The organism is Dyella sp. PARNA 12/25 (genome assembly GCF_055702865.1).
The window spans coordinates 224,475-246,005 of record NZ_JBVQCI010000007.1; the positions used below are offsets into that span (position 1 = coordinate 224,475).

Genomic DNA, 21,531 nt, shown 5'->3' on the forward strand with positions numbered 1-21,531 from the left:
CGCCGCGCTCGGTAATGGCTCGTTATGGGCCGCGCAGATCCAGGCTGATGGCGCGAAGCGTGTAGTCGCCTGGGTAAGCGGCGTCTTTGAAGGCGAGCCGTTTGGCCAGCCTGCGCATGCTCGCGTTGGTGGATAGCACCGTGCCGTTCATTCTCCGAATGTGCCGTGCGCGCGCTATGCCAATCAGGGTCTCCATCAGCTGCCGGGCAAGTCCAAGGCCTTGCCAGTCGTCGGCAACCGTCACCGCAAATTCGCAGGTCTCGCCTACGGCGTCGGTGACGTAGCGGGCACCACCCGTCATCCGCTGGGTGGAACCTTCGCTGCTTAGCGCTACGAGTGCCACGACATGACCTTGAGAGCTTGGCGCGGCGGGATGCAGAATGTTTTCCGGTACGTCGCGCACGGTCGCGAAGAAGCGGGAATACCGGGCTTCCTTGCCGAGCCGGTCGAACGCGTCATCTAGCATGTTCTCATCTTCGGGACGTATCGATCGCACGGTGACCGTTCGGCCATCGCGCAAGGTCAGGATTCTTGGGCTGATCCTTCCAGTCGGATCAAGGCTTTCCATATTCAACCTCGACAGACCACCGGTCGATATTCGCTGTTGAGTGACTTCGGTGCCCGGCACATGCTCAGGCCATGATGTTGACGCCGCCGTCGATATACAACGTCTCGCCAGACAGGCGGCGCGCGTAGGGCGTGGCCAGGAAGGCGCAGGTGAAGCCGACGTCCATGATGTCCACCAGCTCACCCAGGGGAGCGCGCTGCGATGCCTCGCTCAATAGCCGGTCGAAATCCTTGAGCCCGCTTGCTGCACGGGTCTTGAGTGGACCCGGGGAGACTGCATGCACGCGGATGCCTTTGGGGCCCAGTTCGTAGGCGAGGTAGCGCGCGCAGGATTCGAGAGCTGCCTTTACTGGCCCCATCACGCTGTAATTGGTCACCACCTTGTTGGCGCCGTAGTAGCTCATGGTCAACAGCGTGCCGCCGTCCTTCATGAGCGGCGCTGCCAACCTTGCCATGCGCACGAAGGAGTGGCAGGAAATGTCCATCGCCGCAGCGAAACCTTCGCTCGAACTTTGCAGCAGGCCGCCTTCGAGTTCGCTCTTGGGTGCCCAGGCGATGGAGTGCACGACGATGTCCAGCTTTCCCCACTCCGCGGCGATGCGCTCGAACACGGCTTCAAGTTCGCTGGGTTGCGCCACATCGAGCGGTAGCAGCAGTGGCGCGCTTAATGCCGTCGCAATCGGCTCGACGTAACGCCGCGCCTTGTCGTTCAAATAAGTGATGGCCAGGTCGGCGCCCAGCTCGTGGAAGGCTTTCGCGCATCCGTAGGCAATCGAGTGCTCGTTGGCGATGCCTGTGACCAGCGCCTTGGCTCCCTTCAGTATCGGTTGCGATGCTTCGCTGGACATGTCGTGGCTCCTTCAAGCCGTCGGCGCCTTGCCCACACCTATCCCACCAAGGCCATCGTGTGGCGCGCAATCATCAGTTCTTCGTCGGTAGGTATGACCCAGACACCCACCCGGCTTTGCTGGGTGGTGATGCAGGGGGCGCCTTTGCCGTTGGCCTGGTCGTCCAGTTCGATGCCACACCATGCCACCATGTCCGCGACGCGCTTGCGAATCGGTGGCGCGTTTTCGCCAATGCCCGCGGTGAACACCAACGCATCCAGGCCGCCCATGGCGGCTGCCAGCGAACCGAGTTCCCTGGCAATGCGGTAGACGAACAGATCGACGGCGGCACGGGCACGCGGATCAGCGCTCGCCAGCAATTCCCGCATATCACTCGATATGCCGGACACGCCAAGCAGTCCGGATTGGCGATAGATCAAATCCTCGACGGCGCTCGGCGCCATGCCAAGCTGGCTGATGAGGTACAGGATGACACCGGGATCGATACTGCCGCAGCGCGTGCCCATCGGCAGCCCCTCGACGGCCGTGAACCCCATGGTGCTGGCCACGCTTTTGCAGCCCACCATGGCGCACATGCTTGCGCCGTTGCCCAAGTGCGCGACAACCGTGCGCCCGTTCGCGGCGGCGGGTGAGTAGTCGGCCAACACGCTGGCGATGTACTCATACGACAGTCCATGGAATCCATAACGCCGCACGCCTTGCTCGGTGATGGATGCGGGCAACGCGTATGCCTGGGCCACGGCCGGCTGGCTGCGATGAAACGCCGTGTCGAAGCACGCCACCTGGGGCAGTTCCGGGCGTCGCTTGCGGATGATGCGGATGGTCTTCAGGTTGTGTGGCTGATGCAAGGGTGCGAGAGGCGACAGCGTGTCCAACTCATCGACCACCTCGGGGGTGGCCAATGCGGATGTGGTGAACCGATCGCCGCCGTGCACCACCCGGTGCCCAGCAGCCACCACTTGATAGCCTTCGCCATAGCCGCGCAGGAAGTCGCCGATAGCGGCGATGCCACCTTCGTGTCCCAGAGGCTCCCCCGAAGCAGGCGCAGCGCCCAGATCCGAGGGAAGGGCTTGGCCCTGTGAGCCGTACACGCGAAAACGTGCTTGCGTGTACAAACCGTCCACCTGGCCGCGCATCACAAGACGAAGCCCGCCGCTGACCTCGAACACACGAAACTTTATGCTCGATGAGCCTGCGTTCAATACAAGGATGACGTCGATCATGCGTTCACCCCAGGATCTTCGCGCTTTCGCGCCGCGCCAATGCCACCATCGACGCCACCGCACACGAGGCGAGGCGCGTCTCCACCGAGTCGGCGCGGCTGGTCAGGATAATCGGCACGCGTGCACCCAGCACGACGCCCGCCGCATCGGCACCGGCCAGAAAGGACAGGCTCTTGGCCAACATGTTGCCTGCTTCGAGGTCGGGCACCATGAGCACGTTGGCGCGCCCGGCCACGGGCGACTGGATTTGCTTGATGCGCGCTGCCTCGGGATCGATGGCGTTATCGAGCGCGAGCGGTCCATCGACCAGCGCACCCGTCACCTGGCGACGGTCGACCATCTTGCACAGGGCCGCGGCCTCGACTGTCGAGGGGATTTTCGGATTGACGGTCTCCATCGCCGACAAAATCGCCACGCGCACTTCGGGCAGCTTCAACGCGTGGCCCAGATCGATGGCGTTCTGCAGGATGTCGACTTTTTCCTCAAGCGTGGGTGCGATGTTGATGGCCGCGTCGGTGATGATCAGCGCGGTCTCGTGGTCCGGCACGTCCATCACAAAGCAATGGCTGATGCGCCGGGCGGTGCGCAACCCGGTTTCGCGTTTGACCACCGCGGCCATCAGTTCATCGGTGTGGAGACTGCCCTTCATGAGCGCCTCTGCTTGTCCTTCCTTCACGCAGGCTACCGCGGCAGCTGCAGAAGCCTGGCTGTATGGCGCGTCGACGATTGGATACGAGGCAATGTCGATACCGTTTTCGGCGGCCACCGCCTCGATGCGCGCTCGAGGTCCGACCAGTACGGGCGCGATAAGCCCGGCTTTGGCAGCCTCCACGGCGCCTTCTAGCGAACTCTTATCGCAAGGATGGGCGACAGCCACGGGTAGTGGCGGCAACGTCTTGCAGAGTTCGATCAGGCGCTGATACTTGGCATGTTTCTGTTCCATCGACGCCTCCTGAGGGCTGTCGCTAGCGATCGGTGAACTTGTCAGGCGTGAGTCGGCGTTTCTCCGTGGCCCTTCTTCGGCAGTCGCGACGGCTCGCCGAGTACGCCGCGAATACGTGCCATCGTCGATCGCTGCTGCTCCGTGTGGAGCTCGCTCTTCACGCGCTCATCGGCCGTCAGCGCATCGATGAAGTTCAGCAGCCGCTTGCGATCGGCGGGGGTCGCAAGCAGACGCGGCAGCGTCGCCACGGCTCGCTCCGGTTCGTAGCGCACGATGATGTCCTGCTCGCCACGAATCCGGCGCCACTCCTCGTCGGACAGTGGCGGGAGGTAGTCGGCGTAATCCTTGGTCAGCTGCTCGCGCTGGGCCAGCTTGCTCAACAGCAATGGCTCGCCCTTGCGTTCCAACAGGTAGGCCACGCGCGCCACGGCCTCGGCGTATCCGCCTTGCTCGATCGCGGCCAGTGCCTGCTGTACGTAAGGCAGCTCGCGCGGATCGACCACCGCGTGCGCGGCTTCTTCGCGCGCATGATGTCGATCGGCCAGATGCATCGTGAACATGTTCGCGTAGACCCCGAAGAACAGCGCCTCGGTAGCTGCGTCGCGCAACGCCGTGCAGCAGTCGAGCGAAGCGCTGAGCATCGAGGCGGCAGTCTTTTCGAATGCACTCCAGGGGTTGCTATCGTCGGTCGGTCGGCGATGGTCCTTGGCCGACTTCGCCGCCGGAGGCAGCCACCTCGACCACGGATTCATGTCGGACCATGCCCATCGCTGCACGCGTAGTGGATGCAGTGCACGCAACACTTGCGCGCCCGCTTCGCTCGACAAGGACTCCACGAATGGCTGGGCAAATAGCTGGTAGGCAAGCTGATTGAACTCCGACACTTCGGCAACGGCCTCGAAGGGCTTTTCATCCACGCGGCCAAACTTGTTCAGTCGTGCAGCAATGTCCTCCAACTGCAGCTCGGTAAAGGTGACGTCATAGCCAGTGCCTTGTTCACCGTTCTTCGTCGGCACGATGCGCATGCCGTACAGGCCGGGCGGGAAGCTCTCGATGGCCTCCAATACATTGACGATTTGCGCGTGTTCCTTCTTGGCCACTTTGCCTGACACGAAAATGCCAAGGTGGCCCACGCTTTCGTGCATCAGGCCGACGATGACCTGACCGCGCGCCTTGATTTCTTCCGTGCTCTCGTAAAGGTCAGCCACCCAGTTGAACGCCTGCTGGGGTGGCGTGATGTTGTCACCCATCGAGGCGAACAGAACGATCGGGGAGCGGATGTCGCGCAGATCGAACGGCTTGCCGTCGCCGTTGGTCACTTCACCGGACCACAGCTTGTTGCCTACGAAGAGGTTGCGCGTGATCCACTCGATCTCTTCGCGATTCATCAGGTAGTAGCCGCCCCACCATTTCTCGAAATCGAGGAAGCGCTCGGGCTCGGTGTCGATGTTCTCGTAGAGGTGGTAGTACTTGTCCCAAAACGTGTTGGCGAGATTGAGGTTCTCGAAATTCTGTACCAGCCACGCGCCGTCGAATTTGCCGCGGCCAAGATCGGCCGTGTACGAGGCCAGCCAGGTGCCGCCTAACAAGCCGCCGGCGTAGCGCATGGGGTTGTCACCCTCGCCCTCGCTCCACGCGCCGCTCCAATAGGACATAGGGGAGCCGTTGATGACGATAGGCCCGGTCATGTCCGGATCCGAACTCGCCAGCATCATCGCCGCCCAACCGCCCTGGCAATTGCCGATGATCGCGGGCTTGTCGCTGTCCGGATGCAGGTCGCGCACTTTGGCGACAAAGCGTCGTTCCGCTTCGCAGACGTCCAGCATCGTCTGGTCCGGCTCGGGATCGCGGTAGAACACCACAAAATACACCGGATGCCCCGCGCGCAAGGCGACGCCCACCTGGGAATCGTCCTTGAAACCACCGATGCCTGGCCCGTGGCCGGCACGCGGATCAATGATCATGTACGGACGCTTGCGATCGTCGATGACCACGCCGTCCGGCGGCACGATGCGCAGCAATGCGTAGTTGACCGGGCGCTCGAAGTGCCGCGCGTCCAGCACCGTCTCGTAGTCGAAGTGCAGTACGGGCTTGAGCCCATGGGTAGCCGCATCGACGAAATTCGTGCCGCGTTCGCGCAAGGTGTCCCAGTACAGGACCGACCGCTGTGCGGCATCTACCGCATAACGCCAGCCTTCCAGCGGATTGGCGAGTGCGGCCCATGACTTGAGCAGGCCATCATCCCGCCATTGGGGAGCCAGCGCGTCGCCGACCTTATCGCGGTATTGCTCCAGCGCGTGCTGGGTGCGCTTGCTCCAAAGACGCGCAACCTTGGCGCCGACCTCTTGGCTGTGCGCGAGTTGGATTCCTAAATCCATGACGTGGTACCCCACGAATCAACTGGAGTGTCCGGAGGAGGGCGACGGGATCGTCGCGCTCTTTCCGTGGATTGACCGTGGGCTTTTGCGTATCAGGTGTGTCGATACCGACCGGGCTCAACGGTCTGTCCACTGTCCGACAAAATGGATGACAGGCGCGTGTGCGTGGAGTGCGTGTTGTCTAAAGATGAGGAAAGAGAATTGTCATCTTTGGTGTCATAGAGGCGCAGAAGCAGCCGGTGGCGACATGACGAAGGCCTTTCGCCATTGAAACGGCGGGGCAAGATTGACCCCTCACCCCAGCCCTCTCCCCAAAGGGGCGAGGGAGAAGTGGAGTGCATCGCATGCTCCCTTAACTAGTAACGAGGCTAGCAACCGCTCTAAGCCCTCTTCGCTGTGGCGCATTGCGGTGTAGCCGTACCGCCTGTCGTGCGATCGTGACGATCCGGTCTTCGCAGCCGTCAATGCTGGTATTAATCACGACGCTACGGCAGCCCCGCTCTTGAGGCCGTTTTCTTTGGGTTACTTTTCTTTGACTCCGGGCATCCTGCCCTTCGCCCTTCGGGCCGGCTTCGCCGTTCGCACGCGCTCCTGCGCGTGCGTGGGCCAGCAAAAGAAAAGTGACTCTAGCGCCGGCAGGCGATCGAAACGCCCGCCGCGTAGCCGGCACGCTGGCGGCAGCGTCACATTCAGAGTCAAGAGCAAAGTCACTGGACCCCGGCTTTCGCCGGGGTGACGGTGAGGGGTGGTACGCGTTCTGCGCGTAAGTCCCGCTTTCGCGAGGATGGCAAGGCAGCTTGCTTACCCGTTCTTCACCGGCTTATCAAACTTGCGAATGAAATCCCGCACCTCCGGATAAACCTTCTCGCGCCAGCGACGCCCACTGAAGATGCCGTAATGTCCCGCACCCTCCACTACACGGTGCGCACGACGCTTGGCCGGAATGCCGCTGCACAGGTCGTGCGCCGCTTCGGTCTGGCCAATGCCGGAGATGTCGTCCAGCTCGCCTTCGATAGTGAGCAGGGCCGTGGTGGTGATGGCCTCGGGCTTCACGCGCTCGCCGGCCACATCCCAGAGGCCGCGCGGCAGCAGGAACTGCTGGAACACGGTGGTGATGGTGTCGAGGTAGTACTCGGCAGGCATGTCGAGCACTGCGTTGTACTCGTCGTAGAACTTGCGGTGCGCTTCGGCATCGTCCTGGTCGCCGCGCAGCAGGTCCTCGTAAAAGTCCCAGTGCGAGTTGAGGTGGCGGCCCGGGTTCATCGCAATGAAGCCGGCGTGCTGCAGGAAGCCGGGATACACCTCGCGACCGCTGCCTGGATAGCTCGGCGGCACAGTATGGATAACGTTGCCCTTGAACCAGCTCAGCGGGCGCGTGGTTGCGAGGCTGTTGACGCCGGTGGGGTTGCTGCGCGGTTCAATCGGGCCGCCCATCATGGTCATGCTGCGCGGCGTCTGCTCGCCACGCGCCGCCATCAGCGAGATCGCCGCCAGCACCGGCACGGTGGGTTGGCACACCGAAATCACGTGCAGGCTTTCCGCGCCGATGAAGCGGATGAATTCTTCGACGTACTTCACGTAGTCGTCGAGATGGAACGGACCCTCGCTGGTCGACACCATGCGCGCGTCCACCCAGTCGGTGATGTACACCTTGTGGTCGTGCAGCAGGGTGCGCACGGTGTCGCGCAGCAGCGTGGCGTGGTGGCCAGACAACGGTGCCACCACCAGTACCGCTGGGTCGTTCTTCAGCTTCTCGATGGTGTCCGGATCGTCACTGAAACGCTTGAAGCGCTTGAGCTGGCAGAACGGCTTTTCCAGCACCACGCGCTCGATCACGGCGATTTCCTGGCCGTGCGCGGTCACCTGCTGCAGGTTGAATTCGGGCTTCTCGTATTCCTTGCCCAGGCGATGCAGCAATTCGTACCCAGCGGCCAGCCGCTGCGCTCCCGGCATATGCGACAGCGGACTGGTGGTGTCGCTGAGCATCTTTGCGCTGGCTTCGGCGTAGTGGCTCAGGGGGCCGAGGATGGCGCGCTGCCACTCATGGATCTGATAGAGCATGTGCGTGAAACCGGAAGCGTCTGTGGTCTCCATCTTACCCGGTTTATCCGCTTTGTGTTGCGCTGCCGCATCGTCTCATGCGTGATGAATCAGTCGCTTACGACCGTTTAACGGGCGGCGGCACCACGTCTTCGCCTGCCGTCGGACAGCTTTTTGCTGGGATGATTGACCCTGAAGCGAGGCTCAGCCGATCTTGCGTACTTCTGTGCGTGCGATCAGGTCGTGCACAGCGCGCCGCCGTGGGTCGAGGGCGGCCACGCCGAACCACACGATCCATCCGATGGCGACCGCCCACAGGGCGCCACGGGTTCCCAGCCAGGGCGCCAACCCCAGCAAAAGCATGGGTGCAGCGGCAGCCGGCAGGCGCACGATGGCCTGCATCGGTGCAAGGGCGCCGCCGTCGCTGGCGGTTACGTGAATTCGCCAGGGGCGCATGCCCAGTGTCTGTCCACCACGTAGCCAGGACACGATGAAGTAGGCCGACACCACCAGCGCTTGCAGCGGCTGATACCACCAGGCGATGTGGGCATGGCCGTCGGTGGTGATCAGCGAGCCGCCGGTCACCCGCTGGCACACGTAACCCACCACCATCACGATGGCCACGACAGCCAGCAGGTCGTAGAGCACAGCGGTCAAGCGGCGCCAAAGCGGGCAGGCAAGGGAGTTGGGTTCGGTGAGGGTCATCATCGATCGGCCGCGAATGAAGAGGGTGCTTGCATGCAACGGAGCCGGCGGCGAGCATCGCGTCCATGCAGCAAGAAGAACCAAGTATCGCCGAAGCGGACCGCCGCAGCATTGACGCTTTCATCGAGCGCGTTTGGTCCGAGGATGGCCTGGCCGACCGCACGCTGGAGGCTTATCGCAACGACCTGGAGGGGCTTGCGCGCTGGCTGGGCGCACAGGGCCTTAGCTTGCGCGGCGCATCGCGCCAGCATCTGTCGGCCTATCACGGGCACCAGCCGGTCGCGGTGCGTTCGTTGGCAAGGCGGCAGTCGGCGTTTCGTCGTTACTACGCTTTCATCGTGCGCACCGAGCCGGGGTTCGACGACCCTACCTTGTTGATCGAGCGCCCCAAGACGCCGCGCAGCCTGCCCAAGGCGCTGGCCGAGCGGGAAATCGAGGGCCTGCTGGACGCCCCGGATGTCGGTACCACGCTGGGTCTGCGTGACCGCGCCATGCTGGAACTGATGTATGCCTCCGGCCTGCGTGTGTCCGAACTGGTGGAGCTGCCGCTGGCCTCGCTCAACCTGCGTCAGGGCGTGGTGCGGGTGACCGGCAAGGGCGGCAAGGATCGGCTGGTGCCCATTGGCGAAGTGGCGGCGGAGCGCATCGAGGCTTATCTGACCGCCGCGCGACCCGTGCTTGCCAAGGGGCGGCAGCCGGCGGCGCTGTTTCTTTCGAATCGCGGCGAAGGTATGACGCGGCAGATGTTCTGGACGTTGGTGAAGCGTCACGCGTTGAGCGTGGGCATCGTGTCCAAGCGCATCTCGCCCCACGTGCTGCGCCATTCCTTTGCCACCCACCTGCTCAACCATGGCGCGGATCTGCGCGCGCTGCAGATGCTGCTGGGCCACAGCGCCCTGAGCACGACCCAGATTTATACGCTGGTAGCGAAGGAGGGGCTCAAGCGCCTCCATGCCCAGCACCATCCGCGCGGATAATGGGCAGCTACTGTGACCATTGGCGCGCATAGCCCAACGCGGGGCTGTGCGAGAATGGCCGTCCCCCCAACGTTTCCCTTGTCGGAAACGGTTGTTCACGAGGTTTGCGATGTTCAAGAAATGGTTGCTCGCGCTATGCATGAGCGGGCTCACGTTCAGTGCCTGTGCTGACGACGCGACGGCGAGTTCGGAAGCCGTCATTCGCAAGGCCGTGTCGTCGCTGGCGCCCGGTGTGAGCGTCGATTCGATCCGGCCGGCGCCGATGGCCGGTTTCTACCAGGTAATCGCCTCTGGCCAGCTGGTGTATGTGACTGCCGACGGCAAATACATGCTCAACGGTGACCTGATCGATCTGACCAAGAAGAAGAACATCAACGACAACGGTTGGGCGGATTTCCGCAAGACCGAGCTGGCCAAGGTGCCTGCGAGCGATCGCATCGTGTTCGCGCCGGCCAATCCGAAATACCGCGTCACCGTGTTCACCGACGTCAATTGCGGTTACTGCCGCAAGTTGCATGAGCATATGGCCGACTTCAACAAGGCCGGCATCGCCATCGAGTATGTGGCGTGGCCGCGCGAGGGCGTGACCAACGAAGCCGGCCGCACCACCGCGACCTATAACGAGATGGTGTCGGTGTGGTGCGCCAGCGACCGCAAGGCGGCCTTCACCGCCGCCAAGCTTGGCAAAACCCCCAAGGCTGCCAACTGCCCGAACCCGGTGAAGGACCAGTTTGACCTGGGCGTGAAGCTGGGTGTCACCGGTACGCCGACCATCATTGCCGCGGACGGCAGCCTGCTCGGTGGCTATGTCACGCCAGAGCAAATGCTGAAGTTGTTGAACAAGGCCGGCGGCTGACCGCTCTTTCGCGGGAGCGCCCCTGGTGCGCTCCCGTGGCTGCCTTTGCGTAGCGCAAACAAGGGGTTGAGGCCATTTTGGGGCGCTAGCCCTGCCGGCGGCCGGTGAACACGCAACTTGCTGCGCCGCCGCAGTCTTGCGTCTCCTTGGGGTACAATGCGCGTTTCCTGCATAGCCCCCGTTCCCCGATGATCGCACTCGACGGGCAGAGCGCCCTCTCGCCTTTTCGTCTCGAACGCCTGAACGCCCGCCTGGAAGCCATTCACCGTGGCACGCGCGTCCAAGCTTCGTGGTTCGTTTATTTCATCGACGCCGATGTCGTGCCGGAGGGTGAGCAACGCCGCCGCCTGGTCGAGGTGCTGGAGGCGAAGGACGCCAAGCCAGAACAGGCCTCGCTGTGGGTGGTGCCGCGTCTGGGCACCATTTCGCCCTGGTCGAGCAAGGCAACCGACATTCTTCATGGCGCCGGCTTCGATGTGCGCCGCGTGGAGCGTGGCGTTGCCTGGCAGGTCGCCGGCCTGCCGGCGCTAGGCACAGCCGAGTACGAGGCTGTCACAGCGGTGCTGCATGACGCCATGACGCAATCGGTGCTTACCGATTTGCATCAGGCCAAGCATCTGTTCCTCGGAGGCCAGCCGGGTCCGCTGGTGCACGTGGCACTGGCAGGCGACGCCAAGGCGGCGCTGGACAAGGCCAACAAGGAACTGGGCCTGGCGCTGGCCGACGACGAAATCGAATACCTCGTTGCGCGCTATGCCGAACTGGGTCGCGACCCGTCGGATGCCGAACTCTTCATGTTCGCGCAGGCCAACTCCGAGCATTGCCGCCACAAGGTGTTCAACGCCAGCTGGACGCTGGATGGCGAGGCACAGGACAAGAGCCTGTTCGCCATGATCAAGAACACCCACCAGCACTCTCCCGCGCACACGTTGTCCGCCTATAAGGACAACGCCGCTGTGGTCGAGGGCTACGAGGGCAACCGCTTCTTCGCCGACGAAGACGGCGTGTGGCGCGCCCACCCCGAGCGTGTCGAGTACGCGATCAAGGTGGAAACGCACAATCATCCCACCGCCATCGCGCCATGGCCGGGTGCCGCTACCGGCGCCGGCGGCGAGATTCGCGACGAGGGCGCTACCGGCCGTGGCGCCAAGCCCAAGGCTGGCCTGACGGGCTTCTCGGTCTCCGACCTGCGCATCCCGGGCAAGCCGCGCCCGTGGGAAGTGGAGCGTCCGCTGCCGCCGCACATGGCCACTGCGTTTGAAATCATGCGTGATGGCCCGCTGGGCGCCGCTGCATTCAACAACGAGTTTGGCCGTCCGGCGCTGGGCGGTTATTTCCGTACCTACGAACACGAAACGGGCGAAGCCGGCGTGCGTCGTGGTTACGATAAGCCGATCATGATTGCCGGTGGTCTGGCCAACATCCGCGCACGCGACGTGCAGAAGCGCGATGTGCAGCCGGGCAACAAGGTGATCGTGCTGGGCGGTCCGGCCATGCTGATTGGTCTGGGTGGGGGTGCGGCGTCCTCGGTGGCGTCGGGCACGTCCAGCCAGGAACTCGATTTCGCCTCCGTGCAGCGCGACAACGCCGAAATGGAGCGCCGCTGCCAGGAAGTGATCGACCGCTGCTGGTCGCGCGGCGACAAGAACCCCATCGTCAGCGTTCACGACGTGGGCGCCGGTGGTTTGTCCAACGCGATTCCGGAATTGCTCAACGACGCGGGCGTGGGTGGTCACATCGACCTCTCCCGTGTGCCGTGTGATGACCCCTCACTGTCGCCCATGCAGATCTGGAGCAACGAGTCGCAGGAGCGCTACGTGCTCGCGATCGGTGTGGAAGATCTGGCCGAGTTCGAAGCGTATTGCGCACGCGAACGCTGCCCGTATGCGGTGGTGGGTGATGCCACCGCCGAGCGCCGTTTGGTGGTGCACGATCCGCGCACCGACACCAACGTGATCGACCTGCCGATGGATGTGCTGTTCGGCAAGGCGCCGCGCATGCATCGCGACGCCACACGCCTGAAGCCGCGCGTGGATCTGGTGCCGGATCTGGCCGGCATCAGCATGGATGAAGCCCTGATGCGCGTGCTGCGCCTGCCCACCGTGGGCAGCAAGAGCTTCCTCATCACCATTGGCGACCGCACCGTGGGCGGCCTCAATGCGCGTGACCCGATGGTGGGCCCGTGGCAGGTGCCGGTGGCCGACGTCGCTGTCACCATCACCGATTTCGACGGCTATACCGGCGAAGCGATGGCGATGGCCGAGCGCGCGCCCGTCGCGCTGCTCAACAGTGCCGACGCGGCACGTCTGGCCGTGGGCGAAGCCATTACCAATCTGGCCGCTGCGCCGATTGCCGCGCTGAGCGAAGTGCGTATGTCGGCCAACTGGATGGCCGCCGTGAACTATCCCGGCGAAGACGCCGCGTTGTTCGAGGCGGTGAAGGCCGTGGGCATGGAGCTTTGCCCGGAGCTGGATATCTCCATCCCAGTCGGCAAGGACTCGTTGTCCATGCAGACGGTGTGGAAGGATGGCGACACCGTGCAGCGCACCGTCTCGCCGGTGTCGCTGGTGATCACCGGCTTCGCCCGCGTCACCGATGTGCGCCGCACGCTGACGCCGCAGCTGCGCCTGGATCGCGGTGATTCCGAACTGTGGCTGCTTGACCTCGGCGCCTGCCGCGACCGCCTCGGCGGCTCCGCACTCATGCAGGTGTTCAACCGTGGCGGCGGCGTGCCGCCGGATCTGGACGACGCCAAGCGCCTGAAGTCGCTGTTCGACCTGGTGCAGGAAGCCAATGCCAACGGCCTGCTGCTGGCGTATCACGACCGTTCCGACGGTGGCGTGATCGTCACGCTGCTGGAAATGGCGTTTGCCGGCCGTTGCGGCCTGGAAATCCAGCTCGACGGATGGGCCGAAGCGACGCTGCGCGCGCTGTTCAACGAAGAGCTGGGCGCGGTGCTGCAGGTGGCCTCGGCCAATCGCGAAGCGTTCGAGGCACTGCTGGTCAAGCATGAGCTGACCGGCATGGCCTATCGCATCGGCCGTCCCAAGGAAAAGCTCGGCATCAAGCTGTTCCACAACGGCGAAACGCTGTTCAAGTGGAACTGGCGCACGCTGTTCGAAGCCTGGAACGAAACCAGCTACGCCATGCAGCGCCTGCGCGACAACCCGGTGACGGCAGACGCCGAAAACGAATGGCGCCTCGACGACGCCGATCCGGGCATCAGCCCCAAGCTCACCTTCGAGCCGTCTGACGATATCGCCGCGCCGTACATCACCAAGGGCGCCAAGCCGCGCATTGCGGTGCTGCGCGAGCAGGGCGTCAATGGCCAGGTGGAGATGGCGGCGGCGTTCACGCGTGCCGGCTTTGAGGCGGTGGACGTGCACATGTCCGACCTCGCCAGCGGCCGCATCAAGCTGGCGGATTTCCGCGGTCTGGCGGCGTGTGGCGGCTTCTCCTACGGCGACGTGCTGGGCGCGGGTCGTGGCTGGGCCTCGTCGATCCTCTACAACGAATACCTGCGTGCGGAATTCAGCACGTTTTTTGCCGACGACACGCGCTTTGCCTTAGGCGTCTGCAACGGTTGCCAGATGATGAGCCAGCTCAAGGACATCATCCCCGGTGCGCAGCATTGGCCGAAGTTCCTGCGTAACGCCTCCGAGCAGTACGAGGCGCGCCTGGTCACGCTGGAAGTGCTCGACTCGCCGAGCATCTTCTTCAAGGGCATGGCCGGTTCGCGTATTCCGGTGGCGCTGGCGCACGGCGAAGGCCGCGTGAGCTTCCCGTACAGCTGCAGCCCGTCCAAGGCGAACGCAGCCGTGCGTTTCGTAGATAACCGTGGCAAGCCCACCGAAGACTTCCCGCTGAACCCGAACGGTTCGCCGGGCGGCCTGGCCGGCTTCACCGCCGCCGATGGTCGCGTGACGATCCTGATGCCGCATCCTGAGCGCGTGTTCCGCAGCGTGCAGATGAGCTGGCATCCGGAGAAGTGGGGCGAAGATTCGCCGTGGATGCGCATGTTCCGCAACGCTCGCGTATGGTGCGGCTGATGATGGGCGGCCGCGCTGGGTTTTCTTCCTAGCGTGGCCACTCCCGTCGCACGTTGGTTTGCGCGGGTACTGCCATCGGCAGTGTGGACCGTACTGGTTGCACTGATGCCCTGGTGGTCAGGTTTATCGGTGGTGGTGCTGCTGGCGGTGGGTGCGATTGCCTTCGATCGGCGCATCGTGCACTACGCCGAGCTTTGCCGGCGTGGCTTGCGTTGGGGCTTGCCCGGTCTGTTGTTCGCCGTGCAGCGCGCGTTGGGCGGTGACCTGTTGGCCTGGGGCGCGGCCTTGCTCGGTGCTCTGGTGGGTTTCTCGCTGGTGGCGCTGATGGAGTCGTTGCTGGACCATCGCGTGCGCCGCTCGACGGCGGGCAGCGCATCGCCGGAATGGAGCGAGCTGGCGCTGGCACCGGTAGGACCGCCGGTGCATATCATCGAGCTGGCTCGGGTGAGCTGGAACGAGGTGGCTGGCGAGTTTGTGGACCCGGCGGGCGATCCTGTGCGGTTCGAGAGCAACGGCAACGGTCGCGGGCGGTACGTGTTCGCGGAAGGGCGGGTGATCGACAAGGCCAGTCCGCGTTGCTGCTTCGGGCCCGGTGGGCAATGGTTTGCCGCCAACCTTCCGGGCGGACGTGGCGAAGTGTTGTGGGATCGGCGAGGCGATCATGTGCATCGCCTGATGGGTTGGCAGCTCAGCGGTTGGGAAGGTGAGCAACCATGGCTGGCGCGAGGCAGTGAAGGTGTGCCGGCGCCTGTGCATGAGGTACTGGGCCAGGGGCGGCGACGTTAGCTGGCTCCGCTGTGGCAGTGAATGTTTGAGACAACAGGCGCCTTGCGCATACTGGATGCTGTGAATACCGACGCTTCTGCTTCCTTGTCTTCCGTGCTGCCGGTCAGCGTCGTCGTGGTGGCTGCCGACAGCGGCCCGACGTTGCGCGATTGCGTGCGCCGGGTGCTCGCCTGCGAAGTGCCGCTGGAAATGATTCTGGTCGACAACGCGTCGGCGGACGGCATTCCGCAGGCGATCGCACGGGCACACGAAAACGATGCGCGCCTGCGCGTTGTCTACAACCATGCCAATCTGGGCTTTGGCCCGGCGGTGAACCGGGGCGCGGCGCAGGCGCAAGGGCAGTCGCTGCTGGTGCTCAATCCGGACTGCCTGATCGACACAACCGAGCTGCATCGCCTGTTGGAAATTCTGGTCACGCATCCGCGCGCGGGCGTCATCGGCGCGGTGGTGTGCGACGAAGGCGGCGTGCCCGATCCGGCATCGTACCGACGCGATCCTTTGCTCCGGCGGTCCTTGAACACGCTGTTCAACCGTGGAGGTGAGGGCGTCAATATCGAGGGCCCGATGCCGCACGAGCTGGTGGAGGCGGAAGCCGTATCGGGTGCGTTGATGCTGTTGCCGCGCCGTGTGTTCAACTACCTCGCGGGCTTCGACGAAGCCTATTTTCTGCACTGCGAAGACCTGGACCTGTGCCGCCGCGTGCGCGATGCCGGCTATAAGGTATTGCTTGCCGGTGACGTGCGTGTGCTGCACGGCAAGGGCAGCTCGAGCCGCCATCGCCCGGTGTTTGTCAGTCGCCACAAGCATCGCGGCATGTGGCGCTGGTTCCGCAAGTTTGACCCGGATGCGCGCAAGCCGATGCTGGCGGCGTTGGTGTGGATGGGTATCTGGACGCATTTCCTGTTGCAGATTCCGGGGCAGCTGCTGCGGCTTGCCCGGCGCAAAGTCGAGAGCAAAAAGGGCGTGGCATGAGCCCGACGGCGAAGCGCGCCGCCAACTTCGCAACGTTGGGACTGATGGCCGTTACGGCCGTCTGGGGCTCCACCTTTTTCCTGATCAAGGATCTGGTGGCGCGGATGCCGGTGGCCGACTTCCTCGCGGTGCGCTTTCTCATCGCCGCGCTGGCGATGGTGGTGCTGTTCCATCGACCGCTGTTTCGGCTGAGCCGTCGCGAATGGGTGCAAGGGCTGGCGCTGGGCTTCATCTACGGCATCGCCCAGTTGCTGCAGACCTCCGGGCTGGAACATACCTCGGCCAGCATCAGCGGCTTCGTTACCGGTATGTACGTGGTGTTTACGCCGCTGCTTGGCACGGTGTTGTTGCGCCAGCGATTGCCGTCGGTAACCTGGATTGCCGTGCTGCTGTCGGTGGGCGGCCTCGGTTTGCTTGCGCTGCGTGGGCTGAGCATCGATTACGGCGTATGGCTGACGCTCGCTTCGGCGGCGCTCTACGGCTTGCATATCGTGGGGCTTGGCGCGTGGTCGCGGCCAGGTAGTGCGTTTGCGCTTTCCACCGTGCAGATGCTGGTGATCGCAGCGGTGTGCACGCTGGCGACGTTGCCCGCCGGCCCCACACTGCCGCCCGACACCGGCGCCTGGGCAGCAGTGCTCTACATGGCATTGATCGCTGGAGCGGGCGCGATGCTGGTGCAGACCTGGGCGCAGGCGCATTTGTCGCCTACGCGCGCCGCCATCGTAATGACGCTGGAGCCGGTGTTTGCTGCAGGTTTTGCAGTGACCTTCGGTCATGACGCGCTGACGTGGCGCATGCTTGCCGGCGGTGCGTTGGTGCTGGCCGCGATGTATCTGGTGGAGCTGGCACCGCGCAGCGCTGCGGTGAAGGCGGAAGGGTTACACCACGAAGTGTAGCTACTGCTTTTTTGTAGGAGCGCACTTGTGCGCGACAGACCTAGAGCGCGGTGAAGTCGGTGTTCTGCGATCGCGCACAAGTGCGCTCCTACAGGGGAGCCTGCTTCAATCCTTGCGCTTGGGCGGGTGTGGCTGCAAGGCAATGCGCACCAGATAAATCACGATGGCAATGTTGGCGAGCAGCGCACCCAGCTTCAGCCACGTGAAGTGAAACAACGTTTCGTAGAACTCCAGCGGAATCAGCGAGCTGGTGGCAATCACCGTGAACCATTCCGCCCAGTGTTTGCGCAGCCACAGCCCGGTGCCTTCGGTGGCGAAAATCGCCGCATAGGCGAGCGCGACCAGCCCGATCGCCACGAACTTGCTTGGGCCCAATTCCTGCAGCATCCCTACCAACTTCCAGCGCAGGCCATTGCTGTCGGTCAGCGACAGGTGCTCCAGCCAGTGCACCAGTTTTTCGAAGTTCTGCTCACGATCCAGGTGAAATGCAAACGCCGCCACCAGTATGAGGCAGACCGTTTTCACCGCCTTGTAGATGGCGATGATGCGCAGACCCAGGCTGTGCTGGGCTTCAATTTCCGAAGAAGGCTGCAGGTGAGGGTGGTGATGGTGTTCGGTCATGGGTAACGCGCAGTGGGGCCTGCAGGGTCGTCGCGTGATGATGATAGGAACGTCGGTGAAAGCCCAGTCCCATTGTTAGGGCGACACTGATTAAGTATCGCCGTCGTCATGATGTCTGGAAGGCCCGCAGGTTGTGCTGCGTGGCGCAGGGAAGACTGGCCGTCTTGCCAAGCCGCGCGGCGCCGCCTGCGGGCCTTCCAGACATCACCCCAACATTCAAAAATCAGTAGGTGGGGCCAGCCCTGTCTGTCCGCACGCCTTCGGTCCCTTGGCTCGACAGACGGCCAGTCTGCGTTCGCCAAGGCCCCTGTGGCCTGCGAACAGACAGGGCTGGTGACGACGGCGATACTTAGTCAGTGTCGCCCTACCGCAAAAGGCCACACCTCGAGCGGGGCGTGGCCTTTGCCTGAACAAAATGGCGGTACTAGCAGCAGCGCCCGCCCGTACCCTTGTAGCGGGCGATCTGCCGTTCGCGGAAAAACTCCTTGTAGCTCGGTACCGGGCGGTCCGGATGGTGCTCGCGCAGGTGCTTCACGTACACGTCGTAATCCGGAATGCCGCAGCTGAGGCGGGCGGTTTGCACCGCCCACTTCCAGAAGATCTGCAGGTTCGCGTTCATGTTCGCAACCCTCAATGGGTGGTCACATTGGCCAATGCCACGTACGGCTCTTCTTGCGCTGTCGCGTGGTTGATGCCCCATGCCTTCACGATCGCAGCAATGGCAAAGCCGAGCATGGTGAGTATGAGCAGGATGAAGATGCCGGTGAGTATGGCGTCCACATTGTTGTTGGTGATGATGCGCTGCATTTCCTCGACGGTCTTGGCTGGCGCCAACAATTGGTGAGCATCCAGTGCCTGCTGGTACTTCTGGGCGGCAGCCGTAAAGCTGATCGGGCCCCACAGCTTCTCAAAACCAGCGGTCAACGTGCACACCACCAGCCAGCATGCCGGAATACCCGGCACCCACACATAACGCTCGCGCTTGAGTTTCACCGTCACTACCGTGGCCAGCATCAGCGCGACAGCGGCCAACATCTGGTTGGCAATGCCGAACAAGGGCCACAGCGTGTTGATGCCACCCAGCGGATCCACCGCGCCCTGGTACAGGAAGTAACCCCACAGACCCACGCAGATGGCGGTGGCCAGCAGATTGCCGGTCCACGATTCAGTGTGCTGCAGCGGCTTGTAAACGAGGCCGGCGATCTCCTGGATCATGAAGCGGCCCACGCGCGTACCGGCATCCACCGTCGTAAGGATGAACAGCGCTTCGAACAAGATCGCGTAGTGGTACCAGAACGCCATCATGCCTTCGCCGGGAATGATGCCGTGCAGCAGCTGGGCCATGCCCACCGCCAAGGTCGGTGCGCCACCCGCACGGCTGAGAATGCTTGTTTCACCAATGTTCTTCGCGGTGTTGAGCAGCTCGTCCGGCGTCACCACGAAGCCCCACTGGCTGATCGCGGTGGCCGCATCCTGCGCGGTGGTGCCGATCAGTGCCGAAGGCGAGTTCATGGCGAAGTACACGCCCGGGTGCAGCGACGCGGCAGCCACCAGCGCCATGATGGCGACGAAGGCCTCCATCAACATGCCGCCGTAACCCACCATGCGTGCCTCGCCTTCGCTGGCCAGCAGCTTGGGCGTGGTGCCTGAGGCGATGATCGAATGCCAGCCCGATACCGCGCCGCAGGCGATGGTGATGAACAGGAACGGGAACAAGTTGCCCTGGAACACCGGGCCGGTGCCGTCAATGAACTTGGTGAGGGCCGGCATCTGCATGGTCGGCGCAGCCAGGAAGATGGCCAGCGCCAGCAGCAGGATGGTGCCGATCTTCAGGAAGGTGGACAGGTAATCGCGCGGCGCCAGCAGCAGCCACACCGGCAGCACCGACGCACAGAAGCCATAGGCGATCAGCAACCAGGCCAGCGCCTTGGCGTCGAAATTGAAGGCCGCCGACCAGACGGCCGAGTCAGCCACGTACTTGCCACCCCAGATCGCTGTCAGCAGCAAGATCAGGCCGATGATCGACACCTCGAGAATCTTGCCCGGACGCAGCCAGCGCAGGTAAATGCCCATCAACAGCGCGATCGGGATGGTGGCGGCCACGGTAAACGTGCCCCACGGGCTATGCGTCAGCGCCTTCACCACCACCAGCGCCAGCACCGCCAGCACGATCATCATCAGCACCAGCACGCCGAACATGGCGACCACGCCAGCCACCGGCCCGAGCTCATCGCGCAACATATTGCCCAGCGAGCGGCCGTCGCGACGCACCGAGAGGCCGAGGATCATGAAGTCCTGCACGGCGCCAGCAAACACCACGCCGAACAGAATCCACAGCGTGCCCGGCAAATAACCCATCTGGGCCGCCAGCACCGGTCCCACCAGCGGGCCCGCACCGGCGATGGCTGCGAAGTGGTGACCAAATACCACCCATTTGTCGGTCGGCACATAATCCAGACCGTCGTTGCGCAACACCGCTGGCGTGGCCCGGCTCGGGTCCATGCGCAGCACTTTGTCGTTGACGAACTTGCCGTAGAACCGGTAGCCGATCACGAACACCGAAATGGCGGCGGCGACTACCCAGATGGCGTTGATGGGTTCACCCCGACGCAGGGCCACCACGCTCAGGCACCAGGCCCCTATGATGGCAATGACAGCCCACAGAACCTTCCCTGCTGGGCTTGGCTTAACGACAGCGGTATGCATACGCGTAGCTCCTGGACAGTCCCAGGCAAGGGTCGTCTCGGCCGACCCGGTGGTCAATGCCATTATGCGCCGACGGATATTAGCTATTGGTCGAATGGCCGCCCGTCCCGGGCACACGCCATCGACATGCCCCGCGCGTACACTGGAGAACGTGGCAGTGCTTCCCGCAAGCGTGCCAAGTCAATGACAAGGCGAGGTTTTTCATGATCCGCGAGATTTTGAAGATGGGTGACCCGCGACTGCTTTGGGTCGCGCCCCCGGTACCGGACGCGATGTTCGGCACAGCCGAACTCGATGCCCTGATCGCCGACATGTTCGACACCATGCAGGACGCCGGTGGCGTGGGCCTGGCGGCGCCGCAGATTGGCGTGGACCTGCAACTGGTGATCTTCGGCTTCGACCAATCCGAACGCTACCCGGACGCGCCGGCGGTGCCGCGCACCATTCTGCTCAATCCGGCGATTACGCCCTTGTCGCAAGACATGGAGGAGGGGTGGGAAGGGTGCCTGTCCGTGCCTGGGCTGCGTGGTGCGGTGAACCGCTATACGTTGATCCGTTATCAGGGCTTGGACCCGAAGGGCGGGCGGATTGATCGCACGGCGGAGGGGTTTCATGCGCGGGTGGTGCAGCACGAGTGCGATCACTTGATCGGGCGTTTGTATCCTTCGCGGATCACGGATTTCAGTAAGTTTGGGTTTACTGAGGTGTTATTTCCGGGGATGGATGCGGGGGTGGATGAGTGATGTTTTTCTCCCTCACCCCCTTTGGGGAGAGGGTTGTGGTGAGGGGTGGATGCTCGCGAACACGCGTGTTCCCCTCACCGTCATCCCGGCGAAGGCCGGGATCTAGTGACTTTTCGCTTGGTTGTCGCGATACGGCGACCTGGTTCGCCTGCGACGCAAAGCTAGTCCCCGTGGGACGGCGGGCTTCCGACCTCCTGCCGGAGGCCGGGTCACTTTTCTTT

At 63.5% G+C, this 21,531-nt stretch carries 17 protein-coding genes; 7 read left to right on the forward strand and 10 right to left on the reverse strand.

What is annotated here, in order from left to right; all coding sequences use genetic code 11:
- Positions 1-22: 22 nt before the first annotated feature.
- From AC0GUR_RS14995 to AC0GUR_RS15025, 7 genes are all read right to left on the reverse strand, one after another.
- Positions 23-466 (reverse strand): GNAT family N-acetyltransferase, encoded by a 444-nt coding sequence (locus AC0GUR_RS14995; RefSeq protein WP_472878293.1) that lies wholly within the window; start codon positions 464-466, stop codon positions 23-25.
- 166 nt (positions 467-632) lie between these two features.
- Positions 633-1,415 (reverse strand): enoyl-ACP reductase FabI, encoded by a 783-nt coding sequence (gene fabI, locus AC0GUR_RS15000; protein WP_472878294.1) that lies wholly within the window; start codon positions 1,413-1,415, stop codon positions 633-635.
- A gap of 38 nt (positions 1,416-1,453) precedes the next feature.
- The gene (locus AC0GUR_RS15005) at positions 1,454-2,638 is read right to left on the reverse strand and encodes an acetate/propionate family kinase (protein WP_472878295.1); all 1,185 of its coding nucleotides are present in this window, start codon (positions 2,636-2,638) and stop codon (positions 1,454-1,456) included.
- 4 nt (positions 2,639-2,642) lie between these two features.
- Positions 2,643-3,581 carry a phosphate acetyltransferase gene (locus AC0GUR_RS15010; protein ID WP_472878296.1) on the reverse strand — a complete coding sequence of 313 codons (939 nt, stop codon included), beginning with the start codon at positions 3,579-3,581 and terminating at the stop codon, positions 2,643-2,645.
- 41 nt (positions 3,582-3,622) lie between these two features.
- Positions 3,623-5,959 carry a DUF3141 domain-containing protein gene (locus AC0GUR_RS15015; RefSeq protein WP_472878297.1) on the reverse strand — a complete coding sequence of 779 codons (2,337 nt, stop codon included), beginning with the start codon at positions 5,957-5,959 and terminating at the stop codon, positions 3,623-3,625.
- Positions 5,960-6,760: 801 nt separating this feature from the next.
- Complete coding sequence (locus AC0GUR_RS15020; protein WP_472878318.1) at positions 6,761-8,020, reverse strand: polyhydroxyalkanoate depolymerase; 1,260 nt, start codon at positions 8,018-8,020, stop codon at positions 6,761-6,763.
- Positions 8,021-8,203: 183 nt separating this feature from the next.
- Positions 8,204-8,704 carry an RDD family protein gene (locus AC0GUR_RS15025; RefSeq protein ID WP_472878298.1) on the reverse strand — a complete coding sequence of 167 codons (501 nt, stop codon included), beginning with the start codon at positions 8,702-8,704 and terminating at the stop codon, positions 8,204-8,206.
- A 65-nt stretch (positions 8,705-8,769) separates the two neighbouring features.
- Here AC0GUR_RS15025 and xerD point away from each other — a divergent pair, with 65 nt between their 5' ends.
- The 6 genes from xerD to AC0GUR_RS15055 all read left to right on the forward strand — a co-directional run bounded on the left by xerD (position 8,770) and on the right by AC0GUR_RS15055 (position 17,240).
- Complete coding sequence (gene xerD, locus AC0GUR_RS15030; RefSeq protein ID WP_472878299.1) at positions 8,770-9,681, forward strand: site-specific tyrosine recombinase XerD; 912 nt, start codon at positions 8,770-8,772, stop codon at positions 9,679-9,681.
- A 109-nt stretch (positions 9,682-9,790) separates the two neighbouring features.
- Positions 9,791-10,537, forward strand: coding sequence for a DsbC family protein (locus AC0GUR_RS15035; protein WP_472878300.1), 747 nt, complete (start codon positions 9,791-9,793; stop codon positions 10,535-10,537).
- Between the two features lie 188 nt (positions 10,538-10,725).
- Complete coding sequence (gene purL / locus AC0GUR_RS15040) at positions 10,726-14,586, forward strand: phosphoribosylformylglycinamidine synthase (RefSeq protein ID WP_472878301.1); 3,861 nt, start codon at positions 10,726-10,728, stop codon at positions 14,584-14,586.
- 33 nt (positions 14,587-14,619) lie between these two features.
- Entirely contained in the window at positions 14,620-15,372 is a 753-nt protein-coding gene (locus AC0GUR_RS15045) for a hypothetical protein (protein WP_472878302.1), read from the forward strand.
- Positions 15,373-15,393: 21 nt separating this feature from the next.
- Positions 15,394-16,344, forward strand: a complete 951-nt coding sequence (locus tag AC0GUR_RS15050; protein ID WP_472878303.1) for a glycosyltransferase — start codon at positions 15,394-15,396, stop codon at positions 16,342-16,344.
- Positions 16,341-17,240, forward strand: coding sequence for a DMT family transporter (locus AC0GUR_RS15055; protein WP_472878304.1), 900 nt, complete (start codon positions 16,341-16,343; stop codon positions 17,238-17,240). The genes AC0GUR_RS15050 and AC0GUR_RS15055 overlap by 4 nt, the downstream gene beginning before the upstream one ends.
- Positions 17,241-17,345: 105 nt before the next feature.
- Here the strand turns inward: AC0GUR_RS15055 and AC0GUR_RS15060 are convergent, their stop codons facing one another.
- The 3 genes from AC0GUR_RS15060 to AC0GUR_RS15070 form a co-directional block, all read right to left on the reverse strand.
- Positions 17,346-17,861: a DUF2127 domain-containing protein gene (locus AC0GUR_RS15060; protein ID WP_472878305.1), complete on the reverse strand. Its 516-nt coding sequence runs from the start codon at positions 17,859-17,861 to the stop codon at positions 17,346-17,348.
- A gap of 424 nt (positions 17,862-18,285) precedes the next feature.
- On the reverse strand, positions 18,286-18,480 hold the full coding sequence (locus AC0GUR_RS15065) for a YbdD/YjiX family protein (protein WP_472878306.1): 195 nt from the start codon (positions 18,478-18,480) through the stop codon (positions 18,286-18,288).
- 11 nt (positions 18,481-18,491) lie between these two features.
- Positions 18,492-20,567: a carbon starvation CstA family protein gene (locus AC0GUR_RS15070; RefSeq protein WP_472878307.1), complete on the reverse strand. Its 2,076-nt coding sequence runs from the start codon at positions 20,565-20,567 to the stop codon at positions 18,492-18,494.
- A 203-nt stretch (positions 20,568-20,770) separates the two neighbouring features.
- On the opposite strand from AC0GUR_RS15070, the gene def reads away from it, so the two are divergent.
- Entirely contained in the window at positions 20,771-21,310 is a 540-nt protein-coding gene (gene def, locus AC0GUR_RS15075) for a peptide deformylase (RefSeq protein WP_472878308.1), read from the forward strand.
- Positions 21,311-21,531 lie beyond the last annotated feature (221 nt).